Source organism: Salmonella sp. 741265055_HSA (genome assembly GCF_046569525.1).
Classification (GTDB): domain Bacteria; phylum Pseudomonadota; class Gammaproteobacteria; order Enterobacterales; family Enterobacteriaceae; genus Salmonella; species Salmonella enterica.
On the sequence record NZ_JBKFSQ010000002.1, the window covers coordinates 34,351 to 46,888 of the forward strand.

The 12,538-nt window shown below is 52.1% G+C and carries 12 protein-coding genes; 11 read left to right on the forward strand and 1 reads right to left on the reverse strand.

Annotation, left to right across the window (positions count from 1 at the left end):
• Positions 1 to 253: 253 nt before the first annotated feature.
• The 6 genes from topA to acnA all read left to right on the forward strand — a co-directional run bounded on the left by topA (position 254) and on the right by acnA (position 7,888).
• On the forward strand, positions 254 to 2,851 hold the full coding sequence (topA, locus tag ACLD4K_RS01460) for a type I DNA topoisomerase (protein ID WP_350389474.1): 2,598 nt from the start codon (positions 254 to 256) through the stop codon (positions 2,849 to 2,851).
• A gap of 410 nt (positions 2,852 to 3,261) precedes the next feature.
• Entirely contained in the window at positions 3,262 to 4,236 is a 975-nt protein-coding gene (gene cysB / locus ACLD4K_RS01465) for an HTH-type transcriptional regulator CysB (protein WP_000776233.1), read from the forward strand.
• A 280-nt stretch (positions 4,237 to 4,516) separates the two neighbouring features.
• Complete coding sequence (locus tag ACLD4K_RS01470; RefSeq protein WP_411011335.1) at positions 4,517 to 4,657, forward strand: YmiA family putative membrane protein; 141 nt, start codon at positions 4,517 to 4,519, stop codon at positions 4,655 to 4,657.
• Positions 4,658 to 4,828 carry a hypothetical protein gene (locus tag ACLD4K_RS01475; RefSeq protein WP_411011263.1) on the forward strand — a complete coding sequence of 57 codons (171 nt, stop codon included), beginning with the start codon at positions 4,658 to 4,660 and terminating at the stop codon, positions 4,826 to 4,828.
• A gap of 109 nt (positions 4,829 to 4,937) precedes the next feature.
• Positions 4,938 to 5,030 (forward strand): small membrane protein YmiC, encoded by a 93-nt coding sequence (gene ymiC / locus ACLD4K_RS01480; RefSeq protein ID WP_223148964.1) that lies wholly within the window; start codon positions 4,938 to 4,940, stop codon positions 5,028 to 5,030.
• Between the two features lie 182 nt (positions 5,031 to 5,212).
• On the forward strand, positions 5,213 to 7,888 hold the full coding sequence (gene acnA / locus ACLD4K_RS01485) for an aconitate hydratase AcnA (RefSeq protein WP_411011264.1): 2,676 nt from the start codon (positions 5,213 to 5,215) through the stop codon (positions 7,886 to 7,888).
• A gap of 56 nt (positions 7,889 to 7,944) precedes the next feature.
• Here acnA and ribA read toward each other — a convergent pair whose 3' ends face one another.
• Positions 7,945 to 8,535, reverse strand: a complete 591-nt coding sequence (gene ribA, locus ACLD4K_RS01490; protein ID WP_001176284.1) for a GTP cyclohydrolase II — start codon at positions 8,533 to 8,535, stop codon at positions 7,945 to 7,947.
• 195 nt (positions 8,536 to 8,730) lie between these two features.
• Between ribA and pgpB the strand changes: the two genes are divergently transcribed.
• The 5 genes from pgpB (at position 8,731) to yciH (ending at position 12,384) form a co-directional block, all read left to right on the forward strand.
• Positions 8,731 to 9,495: a phosphatidylglycerophosphatase B gene (pgpB, locus tag ACLD4K_RS01495; RefSeq protein ID WP_183059646.1), complete on the forward strand. Its 765-nt coding sequence runs from the start codon at positions 8,731 to 8,733 to the stop codon at positions 9,493 to 9,495.
• A 149-nt stretch (positions 9,496 to 9,644) separates the two neighbouring features.
• On the forward strand, positions 9,645 to 9,953 hold the full coding sequence (locus ACLD4K_RS01500; RefSeq protein ID WP_023227065.1) for a LapA family protein: 309 nt from the start codon (positions 9,645 to 9,647) through the stop codon (positions 9,951 to 9,953).
• A 6-nt stretch (positions 9,954 to 9,959) separates the two neighbouring features.
• Positions 9,960 to 11,129 (forward strand): lipopolysaccharide assembly protein LapB, encoded by a 1,170-nt coding sequence (gene lapB / locus ACLD4K_RS01505; protein ID WP_000891378.1) that lies wholly within the window; start codon positions 9,960 to 9,962, stop codon positions 11,127 to 11,129.
• Positions 11,130 to 11,320: 191 nt separating this feature from the next.
• The gene (gene pyrF / locus ACLD4K_RS01510; protein ID WP_411011265.1) at positions 11,321 to 12,058 is read left to right on the forward strand and encodes an orotidine-5'-phosphate decarboxylase; all 738 of its coding nucleotides are present in this window, start codon (positions 11,321 to 11,323) and stop codon (positions 12,056 to 12,058) included.
• Positions 12,058 to 12,384, forward strand: a complete 327-nt coding sequence (gene yciH, locus ACLD4K_RS01515) for a stress response translation initiation inhibitor YciH (RefSeq protein WP_001285199.1) — start codon at positions 12,058 to 12,060, stop codon at positions 12,382 to 12,384. Before pyrF ends, yciH begins: the two co-directional genes overlap by 1 nt.
• Positions 12,385 to 12,538 lie beyond the last annotated feature (154 nt).

A 12,538-nucleotide genomic window follows, 5' to 3' on the forward strand; every position in this document is an offset into this window, starting at 1 on the left:
GTACAGTGTGACGCTTTCGTCAATCTGGCAACAGAATTGCTTGACATTCGACCAAAATTCCGTCGTGCTATAGCGCGTGTGTGCAAAAAAGCCTGTTAACTCAGTCACCTGAGGGTTACATTTCGTACACAAAGCCAGTACAAGGGGTTGATATCCGCAGACGCAGAGACCATATATCGTTGTCTCGTCGCCAGTGGAAGGTGAATCAACGTGCGACGCATTCCTGGAAGAATCAACTTAGGTAAAGGTGAATATGGGTAAAGCTCTTGTCATCGTTGAGTCCCCGGCAAAAGCCAAAACGATCAACAAGTATCTGGGTAATGACTACGTGGTGAAATCCAGCGTGGGTCATATCCGTGATTTGCCGACCAGTGGCTCAGCAGCTAAAAAGAGCGCCGACTCTACCTCCACCAAAACGGCTAAAAAGCCCAAAAAGGATGAACGTGGCGCTCTCGTCAACCGTATGGGGGTTGACCCGTGGCACAACTGGGATGCGCACTATGAAGTGCTGCCCGGTAAAGAGAAGGTCGTCTCTGAACTGAAACAGTTGGCGGAAAAAGCCGACCACATCTATCTCGCAACCGACCTTGACCGCGAAGGGGAAGCCATTGCATGGCACCTGCGGGAAGTGATCGGCGGCGATGACGCGCGCTACAGTCGCGTAGTCTTTAACGAAATAACCAAAAATGCCATTCGCCAGGCGTTTGAACAGCCGGGCGAGCTGAACATTAACAGGGTCAACGCCCAGCAAGCGCGCCGCTTTATGGACCGCGTGGTAGGCTATATGGTCTCGCCGCTGCTGTGGAAAAAGATTGCCCGAGGTTTGTCGGCAGGTCGCGTTCAGTCTGTCGCGGTCCGTCTGGTCGTTGAGCGCGAGCGCGAGATTAAAGCGTTTGTTCCGGAAGAGTTCTGGGAAATTGACGCCAATACGACGACGCCGTCTGGCGAGGCGCTACCGCTACAGGTCACGCATCAGAACGACAAGCCATTCCGTCCGGTAAATCGCGAGCAGACGCTTGCCGCCGTCAGCCTGCTGGAAAAAGCGCGCTATAGCGTACTGGAGCGTGAAGACAAACCGACCAGCAGCAAACCTGGCGCGCCGTTTATCACCTCCACGCTACAACAGGCGGCCAGCACCCGGCTGGGCTTTGGCGTGAAGAGAACCATGATGATGGCGCAGCGTCTGTATGAGGCGGGCTACATCACCTATATGCGTACAGACTCCACCAACCTGAGTCAGGATGCGGTCAACATGGTGCGCGGTTATATTGGCGATAATTTCGGCAAAAAATACCTGCCGGATAACCCGAACCAGTACGCCAGCAAAGAAAACTCTCAGGAAGCGCACGAAGCGATCCGTCCTTCCGACGTTGCTGTCATGGCGGAGTCGCTGAAAGACATGGAGGCTGACGCGCAGAAGTTGTATCAACTAATTTGGCGTCAGTTTGTTGCCTGTCAGATGACGCCAGCGCAATATGACTCTACTACGCTTACCATTGGCGCAGGCGAGTTCCGCCTGAAAGCGCGTGGGCGTATTTTGCGCTTTGACGGCTGGACAAAAGTGATGCCGGCGCTGCGTAAAGGCGATGAAGATCGCACATTGCCTGCCGTGAATAAGGGCGATGCGCTGACGCTACTTGAATTGACGCCTGCTCAGCACTTTACTAAACCGCCAGCCCGGTTTAGCGAGGCTTCTCTGGTTAAAGAGCTTGAGAAGCGCGGTATTGGTCGTCCGTCTACCTATGCGTCGATTATCTCGACCATTCAGGATCGCGGCTATGTTCGCGTTGAAAACCGTCGTTTCTATGCGGAAAAAATGGGTGAAATCGTCACCGATCGGCTGGAAGAAAACTTCCGCGAATTGATGAACTACGATTTTACCGCGCAGATGGAAGATAGTCTGGATCAGGTTGCGAATCACCAGGCCGAGTGGAAAGCGGTACTGGATAACTTCTTCAGCGATTTTACTCAGCAGCTCGATAAAGCCGAGAAAGATCCGGAAGAAGGGGGGATGCGTCCTAACCAGATGGTGCTGACCAGCATCGACTGTCCAACCTGTGGCCGTAAAATGGGAATTCGTACTGCCAGTACGGGGGTTTTCCTTGGATGTTCAGGTTATGCGCTTGCGCCGAAAGAGCGTTGTAAAACGACCATTAACCTGGTGCCGGAAAATGAAGTTCTGAACGTGCTGGAAGGCGACGACGCCGAAACCAACGCCCTGCGCGCCAAGCGTCGCTGTCAGAAGTGCGGTACGGCGATGGACAGCTATCTGATCGATCCGAAGCGTAAATTGCATGTGTGTGGTAATAACCCGACCTGTGACGGCTACGAGATTGAAGAAGGCGAGTTCCGCATCAAAGGGTATGACGGCCCGATCGTTGAGTGTGAGAAATGTGGTTCCGAAATGCACCTGAAAATGGGGCGTTTTGGTAAGTACATGGCCTGTACTAACGACGAATGTAAAAATACCCGTAAGATCTTGCGTAACGGCGAAGTTGCGCCGCCGAAGGAAGATCCTGTTCCATTACCGGAACTGCCGTGTGAAAAATCGGACGCGTACTTTGTGCTGCGCGATGGCGCCGCAGGGATATTCCTGGCGGCCAATACGTTCCCGAAATCACGCGAAACGCGCGCGCCATTAGTCGAGGAGCTTTACCGGTTCCGCGATCGTCTGCCGGAAAAACTGCGTTATCTGGCGGATGCGCCGCAGCAGGATCCGGAAGGCAATAAAACCGTTGTTCGCTTTAGCCGCAAAACAAAACAGCAGTACGTTGCGGCGGAAAAAGAGGGGAAGGCGACGGGATGGTCAGCGTTCTTCGTCGACGGCAAGTGGGTTGAAGGCAAGAAATAACCCCTGCCAGTCGCCACAATAGTCAATCGGGCCGCGTAAGCGGCCCTTTTTTATATCCCCTTCATATTTCAAGTGGCTTATGTGTTGGCTACGGATTACTCGGCCCATCCATGGGCCCCGCCCTGACGGGCCGTCGCACGCGACGTTCAAATTTGCTCCCGGTAGATTTGTCACTCACCCCAGTCACCTGGTTATCTATGCTCCTGGGAACTCACTCGCTTGTTGCCTTTAATCACTCGAATTATTTTGGGTATAGCGGGCTTATTATTTTATCGCGCTGGCTATACAGTTCAGATATAAATGATATAGTGGTTATAGTTAACACCTTTTTTATTATTAAATCGTATTAGCAGCCCGATGAAGTCTGCAGATAAACGATGGCCTGATGGCGCTAATCTGGATGATGTATTATGAAATTGCAGCAGCTTCGTTACATTGTTGAAGTGGTTAATCATAACCTTAACGTCTCCTCTACCGCTGAGGGGTTGTATACTTCCCAGCCGGGGATCAGCAAGCAGGTTAGGATGCTGGAAGATGAGCTTGGCATCCAGATTTTCGCCCGCAGCGGTAAGCATCTGACTCAGGTGACGCCCGCAGGTCAGGAGATTATTCGTATTGCGCGTGAGGTGCTTTCCAAAGTCGATGCCATTAAGTCGGTCGCCGGCGAGCACACCTGGCCGGATAAAGGCTCGCTCTATATTGCCACTACTCATACTCAGGCGCGTTACGCATTGCCAGGCGTGATTAAAGGCTTCATCGAGCGTTATCCGCGCGTTTCGCTGCATATGCACCAGGGGTCGCCAACGCAGATTGCGGAAGCGGTATCGAAAGGGAACGCCGATTTCGCGATTGCCACGGAAGCGCTGCATTTATATGACGATCTGGTGATGTTGCCATGCTATCACTGGAACCGTTCGATAGTGGTGACGCCGGATCATCCATTGGCGGCAACGTCTTCCGTAACGATCGAAGCGCTGGCGCAGTATCCGCTGGTGACGTATACCTTCGGCTTTACCGGGCGTTCCGAACTGGATACCGCTTTTAATCGCGCAGGATTAACGCCGCGGATCGTCTTTACTGCAACCGATGCGGATGTGATTAAAACGTATGTCAGGTTGGGGCTGGGCGTTGGTGTCATTGCCAGCATGGCGGTCGATCCGCTTGCCGATCCTGATTTAGTGCGGATTGACGCGCACGATATTTTTAGCCACAGCACCACAAAAATTGGTTTTCGCCGTAGTACTTTTTTACGCAGCTATATGTATGATTTTATCCAGCGTTTTGCGCCGCATCTGACGCGTGACGTGGTGGATACGGCGGTGGCGTTGCGTTCTAATGAAGAAATTGAAGCGATGTTTCAGGATATAAAGCTGCCTGAAAAGTAATAGCATCGTCGGTTTGTGTCGTAGTGGCATGGCAGACAAAGCCGCCTTTTGCAATATCCCTCGAAGTATTACGGGTAATGATCAGCAAAATAGTGTTGAATTACCCGTCCCGCCAGTTTCTTTTTCCAAATAGTTATCTTGAGTCAAAAGATTGATTTATTCACTGGCAACGATTCGTAAATTGACTGGATTTTTAACTAAAGTTTATTTAGGATTTGTCTCATCTGATGATTAATTGTACCGATTGTTTGGTGCTGAAATGATAAGTGATACCGATAGCATGAGGTTAGTAATGCCTTCTGAAAACCAGGAACCGCGCCGCGACCCTGAGCTCAAACGTAAAGCATGGCTGGCGGTTTTTGTGGGTTCTGCGTTGTTCTGGGTAGTGGTAGCGCTTGTTATCTGGCGTTGGTGGGGCTAAGTGAGCATGACGTCGGAACGCGAGCGCGTGGTCGCGCCCCCGATTCAATCTTGTGACGATGATAACACCCCGGATACGACCGTTTTTCGGTCTGTTCCGCAACACTGGACGCTCACACCGCAGCAGCGGGCATTTATTGATGCTTTTGCTGATGAGGTGTCACAAAAATAATATCCGTCTTTTTATTGGCGTTACTGTTTTATTAACGCTGTCTTATTACACCGCAGCAACCGTGTGCTGAGCGCCTCTCAGTATTGATTAAACACAGTTGGTGTCGCCTATGTTAACGTCAAATATAAAGTATTGGTCATGGACTGGCGCGTTTATATTATCGCTACTGTTCTGGGCCGAGTTAATCTGGATTGCCGTCTAATCTCGTCAAAGCCCGGTAATGCGTTATTTATCGGGCTTTTTCATCTTCGCTCCTCGCCTGTTAGGTTTCTCCTCTTTTAGCAATTTGGGTTGTTATCAAAACGTTACATTTTGTTTGTGTTATCTTTAATACAACCCTGTGGAGAATCAGGGTAACGCAACCCTGTCATTTAAGGAGGAGCTATGTCGTCAACCCTACGAGAAGCCAGTAAGGATACATTGCAGGCCAAAGATAAAACGTATCATTACTACAGTCTGCCGCTGGCTGCCAAATCCCTGGGCGATATCGCCCGTTTGCCCAAATCACTTAAAGTGTTACTGGAAAACCTGTTGCGCTGGCAGGACGGCGAATCTGTGACTGATGAAGATATTCAGGCGCTGGCCGGTTGGCTTAAAAATGCCCATGCCGATCGTGAAATTGCCTGGCGGCCCGCCCGTGTCCTGATGCAGGACTTTACCGGCGTGCCTGCCGTTGTCGACCTGGCGGCGATGCGTGAAGCCGTTAAACGCCTCGGCGGCGATACGTCGAAAGTAAACCCGTTATCGCCGGTTGATCTGGTTATTGACCACTCTGTGACGGTCGATCATTTCGGCGATGACGATGCGTTTGAAGAAAACGTGCGGCTGGAAATGGAACGTAACCATGAGCGTTATATGTTCCTGAAATGGGGAAAGCAGGCATTCAGTCGTTTCAGCGTGGTGCCACCCGGAACCGGCATTTGCCATCAGGTTAACCTGGAATACCTGGGTAAAGCCGTCTGGAGCGAATTACAGGACGGGGAGTGGATTGCTTACCCGGACTCGCTGGTGGGGACTGACTCCCATACGACGATGATTAATGGTCTGGGTGTATTGGGGTGGGGCGTGGGTGGTATTGAAGCGGAAGCGGCGATGCTTGGTCAGCCCGTGTCGATGCTTATCCCGGATGTCGTCGGCTTTAAGTTAACCGGTAAACTTCGGGAGGGGATCACTGCCACTGACCTGGTGCTAACCGTCACGCAAATGCTGCGTAAGCATGGCGTCGTGGGTAAATTTGTTGAGTTTTATGGTGATGGTCTGGATTCGCTGCCGTTGGCGGATCGCGCGACCATCGCTAATATGTCGCCGGAATATGGCGCCACCTGTGGTTTCTTCCCTATTGACGCCATCACCCTGGAATATATGCGATTAAGCGGACGTAGCGACGATCTGGTCGAGCTGGTTGAAACCTACGCGAAGGCGCAGGGAATGTGGCGCAATCCCGGAGACGAACCGGTATTTACCAGTACGCTGGAACTGGATATGGGCGATGTCGAAGCCAGTCTGGCCGGGCCGAAACGCCCGCAGGATCGCGTGGCGTTAGGCGATGTGCCGAAAGCCTTTGCCGCCAGCGCCGAGCTGGAGCTGAATACCGCGCAAAAAGATCGCCAGCCGGTTGACTATACGATGAACGGACAGCAATATCAGCTTCCGGATGGCGCTGTCGTCATTGCCGCCATCACCTCCTGTACGAATACCTCGAATCCCAGCGTGCTGATGGCGGCGGGATTACTGGCGAAAAAAGCAGTAACGCTGGGGTTGAAGCGTCAACCGTGGGTCAAGGCTTCTCTGGCGCCGGGGTCAAAAGTGGTATCTGACTATCTGGCGCAGGCCAAACTTACGCCTTACCTGGATGAGCTCGGTTTTAACCTGGTCGGTTATGGCTGTACGACCTGTATCGGGAACTCCGGTCCGTTGCCGGAGCCTATTGAGACCGCGATTAAAAAAGGCGATCTGACGGTCGGGGCCGTGCTTTCCGGTAACCGAAATTTTGAAGGGCGTATCCATCCGCTGGTGAAAACGAACTGGCTGGCGTCGCCGCCGCTGGTGGTCGCGTATGCGCTGGCCGGAAACATGAATATTAACCTCGCGACAGACCCGCTGGGGTACGATCGTAAAGGCGATCCGGTATACCTGAAGGATATCTGGCCTTCGGCGCAGGAAATTGCCCGCGCCGTTGAACTGGTATCATCGGATATGTTCCGTAAAGAGTATGCGGAAGTGTTTGAGGGCACGGAAGAATGGAAATCGATTCAGGTTGAATCGTCCGATACCTACGGCTGGCAGTCGGATTCAACCTATATTCGCCTGTCGCCTTTCTTTGATGAAATGCAGGCCCAGCCTGCGCCAGTCAAAGATATCCACGACGCGCGTATCCTGGCGATACTGGGGGATTCGGTAACGACCGACCATATTTCTCCGGCCGGCAGTATCAAGCCGGACAGTCCCGCCGGACGCTATCTGCAAAACCACGGCGTTGAGCGGAAGGATTTTAACTCCTATGGATCACGGCGCGGCAACCATGAAGTGATGATGCGCGGTACGTTCGCCAATATTCGTATTCGCAACGAAATGCTGCCCGGCGTCGAAGGTGGCATGACGCGGCATTTACCGGGTACGGAAGCGATGTCGATTTATGATGCTGCGATGCTCTACCAGCAGGAAAAAACGCCGCTGGCGGTAATTGCCGGGAAAGAGTATGGGTCGGGATCGAGCCGTGACTGGGCGGCAAAAGGTCCGCGGCTGTTAGGTATTCGCGTGGTGATCGCCGAGTCATTCGAACGTATCCACCGCTCAAACCTGATTGGGATGGGGATCCTGCCGCTGGAGTTTCCACAGGGCGTAACGCGTAAAACGCTGGGACTGATCGGGGAAGAGGTGATTGATATCGCGGATCTGCAAAACCTGCGCCCTGGCGCGACCATTCCGGTGACGTTAACGAGATCGGACGGCAGCAAAGAAACGGTGCCTTGCCGCTGTCGCATTGATACCGCCACCGAGCTGACTTACTACCAGAATGACGGCATATTGCACTATGTCATAAGAAATATGCTGAACTAAAGCCGTTTATCGGGCCTGCCGTTAACAGGCAGGCCCATGCTTTAATAAACGGAGGTTTACTTACTTAGCAGGTGGCCCATTTTGGCGGCTTTAGTATCCAGATAATGCTCATTATTAGGATTACGGCCCACAATGAGCGGAACGCGTTCCACGATATTAATTCCCGCCTCGGTCAGTATTTCGACTTTCTTCGGATTATTGGTCAGCAGGCGAACTTCATCCACGCCCAGTAATTTGAACATATCCGCGCACAGGGTGAAATCACGCTCATCGGCGGCAAAGCCGAGCTGATGATTGGCCTCCACCGTGTCATAGCCTTGATCCTGTAACGCATAAGCGCGAATTTTATTAAGCAGGCCGATATTGCGGCCTTCCTGACGGTGGTAAATCAGAATACCGCGTCCTTCTTCCGCAATATGCGTCAGCGCGGCTTCCAGTTGAAAACCACAATCACAGCGCAGACTAAAAAGCGCGTCCCCGGTAAGACATTCGGAATGAACGCGAGCCAGTACCGGCGTTTTACCTGAAATATCGCCAAAAACCAGCGCGGCATGGTCGTGTCCGGTTGCCAGTTCTTCAAATCCCACCATCAGAAAGTCACCCAATGGGGTTGGCAGTTTGGCTTCTGCCACACGTTTAAGCTGCATGTATTTCTCCAGATTATGCTGACGCCTGCGGTGTCGTCGCCTGTTGGCTTGTATCCCGCTATTTTGCCATAAGGCGGCGGTCATCACCTAATCACTACCACGTAATTGCTCAGGAATGGCACAAATTTGTCAATTTTCCAGTCCAGCGAGAATTTTCAGTTATGATTGTGATACTTACTTATAAAAGGAGCATCCATGCTTTCAATTGCGAGGCGCACCGCGGCAGGCGCCGCCCTGTTGCTTATCATGCCGCTTGCCGTATGGGTATCAGGCTGGCAGTGGCATCCAGGACATCAGGTCTGGTGGCTAAAAACGCTATTCTGGATAACGGAAACCGTGACCAAACCCTGGGGCGTTATCACGCATGTGATTCTTTGTGGATGGTTCTTATGGTGCCTGCGATTTCGCCTGCGCGCCGCCATTATGCTGTTTGCGATTCTCGGCGGGGCGATTATCGTCGGGCAGGGCGTGAAGTCATGGGTAAAGGAACGCGTACAGGAGCCGCGGCCATTTGTGGTCTGGCTTGAAAAAACACACCATATTCCCGTCGATGAGTTCTACACTTTAAAGCGTACAGAACGCGGACATTTAGTGAAAGAGCAGTTGGCCGGGCAACAGAACATCCCCGTTTTCCTGCGTCAGCACTGGCAAAAAGAGACGGGCTTTGCGTTTCCCTCCGGACACACCATGTTTGCAGCGAGCTGGGCGCTTTTGGCCGTGGGTCTGTTATGGCCGCGCAGACGGACTTTCACCATCGCGTTTTTGTTAGTCTGGGCGACCGGCGTAATGGGCAGCCGTTTGCTTCTGGGAATGCACTGGCCGCGAGATTTAGTGGTCGCCACGCTCATCTCCTGGCTATTAGTTACCCTGGCGACCTGGCTGGCGCAGCGAATTTGCGGGCCGCTTATGCCGCCTCGTGAAGAAGCGCAGGAAATTGCTGAACGCGAGCAGGAAAGCTGACAACGGTTGATTTTCTGACTATTGCCCTTAAATCATCTGATGGCGGGCGCATTTCCATTTCGCGCGAGGCGGGAAAATGGTAATTTAGAAGGCTGGATGCGGTAAGTTGGACACGATTTATTCGCGCAAACCACATAACGGGAAGTAATGTGAAATATTTACTCATTTTCTTACTGGTATTGGCGATTTTTGTTATTTCGGTGACGCTGGGCGCGCAGAATGATCAACAGGTGACGTTTAACTACCTGCTGGCGCAAGGGGAGTATCGTATCTCCACGTTGCTTGCGGTGCTGTTCGCCGTCGGTTTTGCGATTGGCTGGCTGATTTGCGGCCTGTTCTGGCTGCGGGTCCGCGTTTCCCTTGCCCGCGCTGAACGTAAAATTAAACGACTGGAAAACAAGCTCTCGCCAGCAACCGATGTTGCGGTCACTGCCGATTCGTCGGTTGTAAAGGAATAATCATTTATGTTGGAGTTGTTATTTCTGCTGTTGCCTGTAGCCGCTGCCTATGGGTGGTATATGGGTCGCAGAAGTGCGCAACAAACAAAACAGGATGAAGCTAACCGCCTGTCGCGCGATTATGTCGCAGGGGTTAACTTCCTGCTGAGTAACCAACAAGATAAAGCGGTGGATCTGTTCCTCGATATGCTTAAAGAGGATACCGGCACCGTTGAGGCTCATCTCACTCTCGGTAATTTGTTTCGCTCTCGCGGCGAAGTCGATCGCGCCATTCGTATTCATCAAACGCTCATGGAAAGCGCTTCATTGACCTATGAACAGCGTTTACTGGCTGTTCAGCAACTGGGGCGCGACTATATGGCCGCCGGTTTATATGACCGCGCGGAAGATATGTTTAACCAACTTACCGACGAAACGGAGTTTCGCGTAGGCGCGTTACAGCAGCTCTTGCAAATCTATCAGCTAACCAGCGACTGGCAAAAGGCGATCGAAGTAGCAGAACGGCTGGTGAAACTGGGCAAAGATAAACAGCGTATCGAAATCGCCCATTTTTACTGTGAGTTAGCGTTACAGCAGATGGGCAACGACGACATGGATCGCGCGATGGCGTTGCTGAAAAAAGGTGCCGCCGCAGATAAAAATAGCGCCAGGGTGTCTATCATGATGGGGCGCGTTTATATGGCGAGAGGGGATTACGCCAAAGCGGTCGAAAGCCTGCAACGTGTGATCGTTCAGGATAAAGAGCTGGTCAGCGAAACGCTGGAGATGCTGCAAACCTGTTATCAACAGCTCGGTAAAAATGCCGAGTGGGCGGAGTTTTTACGCCGCGCCGTAGAGGAGAATACCGGTGCTGGCGCTGAGTTAATGCTTGCCGATATTCTGGAAGCGCGTGAAGGTAGTGACGCAGCTCAAGTCTATATCACGCGTCAGCTACAGCGACATCCTACCATGCGGGTGTTCCATAAGCTGATGGATTACCATCTCAACGAGGCGGAAGAAGGGCGAGCGAAAGAAAGCCTGATGGTACTGCGTGATATGGTTGGCGAGCAGGTGCGCAGTAAACCGCGGTATCGTTGTCAGAAATGCGGTTTTACCGCCTATACCTTGTACTGGCACTGTCCGTCCTGCCGGGCATGGTCGACCATTAAACCTATTCGCGGACTTGATGGGCAGTAGTATATAAAAAAAAGCCTCACTTTAGTTACAACATACTTAATGACGTAAAACTAAAAACGACGCTGGCATCGGCAGCCAGGGCTTATCAGGTTATCAATCGAACCTGTTAATTTCCCTGCGCCACAGGTAGAATGCACGCCGTTTATCCAATTTGCGCCACTTCCGGTGCCCATCATCAAGAAGGTCTGGTCATGACGTTTACTGCTTCATCTTCTTCCTGCGCTATTACTGAATCGCCTGTCGTTGTGGCGTTGGATTACCATGAACGCGATAAAGCCCTGGCGTTTGTCGATAAAATCGATCCTTGCGATTGTCGCTTAAAAGTGGGCAAAGAGATGTTCACGCTGTTTGGTCCACAGCTCGTTCGGGATCTCCAGCAACGTGGGTTTGATGTCTTTCTTGATCTAAAATTTCATGATATTCCCAACACCACGGCCCGGGCAGTCGCTGCAGCGGCAGACCTGGGCGTCTGGATGGTAAACGTTCATGCGTCTGGCGGGGCGAGAATGATGGCCGCAGCGCGCGACGCGCTGGTGCCATTCGGTAAAGATGCGCCGTTGCTCATTGCCGTGACCGTGTTGACCAGTATGGAAACCAGCGATCTGCGCGATCTGGGCGTGACGTTGTCACCGGCGGAACATGCGGAGCGGCTGGCGCGCCTGACGCAGCAATGCGGGCTGGATGGCGTGGTCTGTTCCGCTCAGGAAGCGGTCAGATTTAAACAGGCCTTTGGCGCTGCATTTAAGCTGGTGACGCCGGGCATTCGGCCCGCAGGCAGCGAGGCAGGCGACCAGCGACGCATTATGACGCCCGAACAGGCATTATCCGCCGGCGTCGACTATATGGTGATTGGCCGCCCGGTTACGCAATCGGTAGATCCGGCGCAAACGCTGAAGGATATTAACGCGTCACTGAAACGGGAGGCATAATGAGCGATTCCAATAGTCGTCTGGTTTATTCAACACAGACGGGGCGCATTGAAGAACCTAAAACGGCGCCGGTTCGTCCCAAAGGGGATGGTATCGTTCGCATTCAGCGTCAAACCAGTGGCCGTAAGGGTAAAGGCGTATGTTTGATTACCGGTATCGAGATGAATGATGCGGAATTAACCAAACTGGCGGCTGAACTGAAGAAAAAATGCGGCTGCGGCGGGGCAGTAAAAGAAGGGATTATTGAAATTCAGGGTGATAAACGCGACTTGATAAAATCATTGCTGGAAGCTAAAGGAATGAAAGTAAAATTAGCTGGCGGCTAATGAAAACGCCACGGTTGTAAATTACCGTGGCGTAAAAGTCAACTTTGTCTATTTTTGTAATCCTGACCTGAAAAGAATATACCCAAAATAATTCGAGTTGCTTAAAGGCGGCAAGGGAGTGAGTCCCCAGGAGCATAGATAACTATGTGACTGG

Excerpts from the sequence above, each read along its gene's own strand:
- acnA (WP_411011264.1), top strand. The coding sequence starts at position 5,213 with ATGTCGTCAACCCTACGAGAAGCCAGTAAGGATACATTGCAGGCCAAA.
- topA (WP_350389474.1), top strand. The coding sequence starts at position 254 with ATGGGTAAAGCTCTTGTCATCGTTGAGTCCCCGGCAAAAGCCAAAACG.
- ribA (WP_001176284.1), bottom strand. The coding sequence starts at position 8,535 with ATGCAGCTTAAACGTGTGGCAGAAGCCAAACTGCCAACCCCATTGGGT.
- yciH (WP_001285199.1), top strand. The coding sequence starts at position 12,058 with ATGAGCGATTCCAATAGTCGTCTGGTTTATTCAACACAGACGGGGCGC.
- cysB (WP_000776233.1), top strand. The coding sequence starts at position 3,262 with ATGAAATTGCAGCAGCTTCGTTACATTGTTGAAGTGGTTAATCATAAC.
- ymiC (WP_223148964.1), top strand. The coding sequence starts at position 4,938 with ATGTTAACGTCAAATATAAAGTATTGGTCATGGACTGGCGCGTTTATA.
- ACLD4K_RS01470 (WP_411011335.1), top strand. The coding sequence starts at position 4,517 with ATGAGGTTAGTAATGCCTTCTGAAAACCAGGAACCGCGCCGCGACCCT.
- lapB (WP_000891378.1), top strand. The coding sequence starts at position 9,960 with ATGTTGGAGTTGTTATTTCTGCTGTTGCCTGTAGCCGCTGCCTATGGG.
- pgpB (WP_183059646.1), top strand. The coding sequence starts at position 8,731 with ATGCTTTCAATTGCGAGGCGCACCGCGGCAGGCGCCGCCCTGTTGCTT.
- pyrF (WP_411011265.1), top strand. The coding sequence starts at position 11,321 with ATGACGTTTACTGCTTCATCTTCTTCCTGCGCTATTACTGAATCGCCT.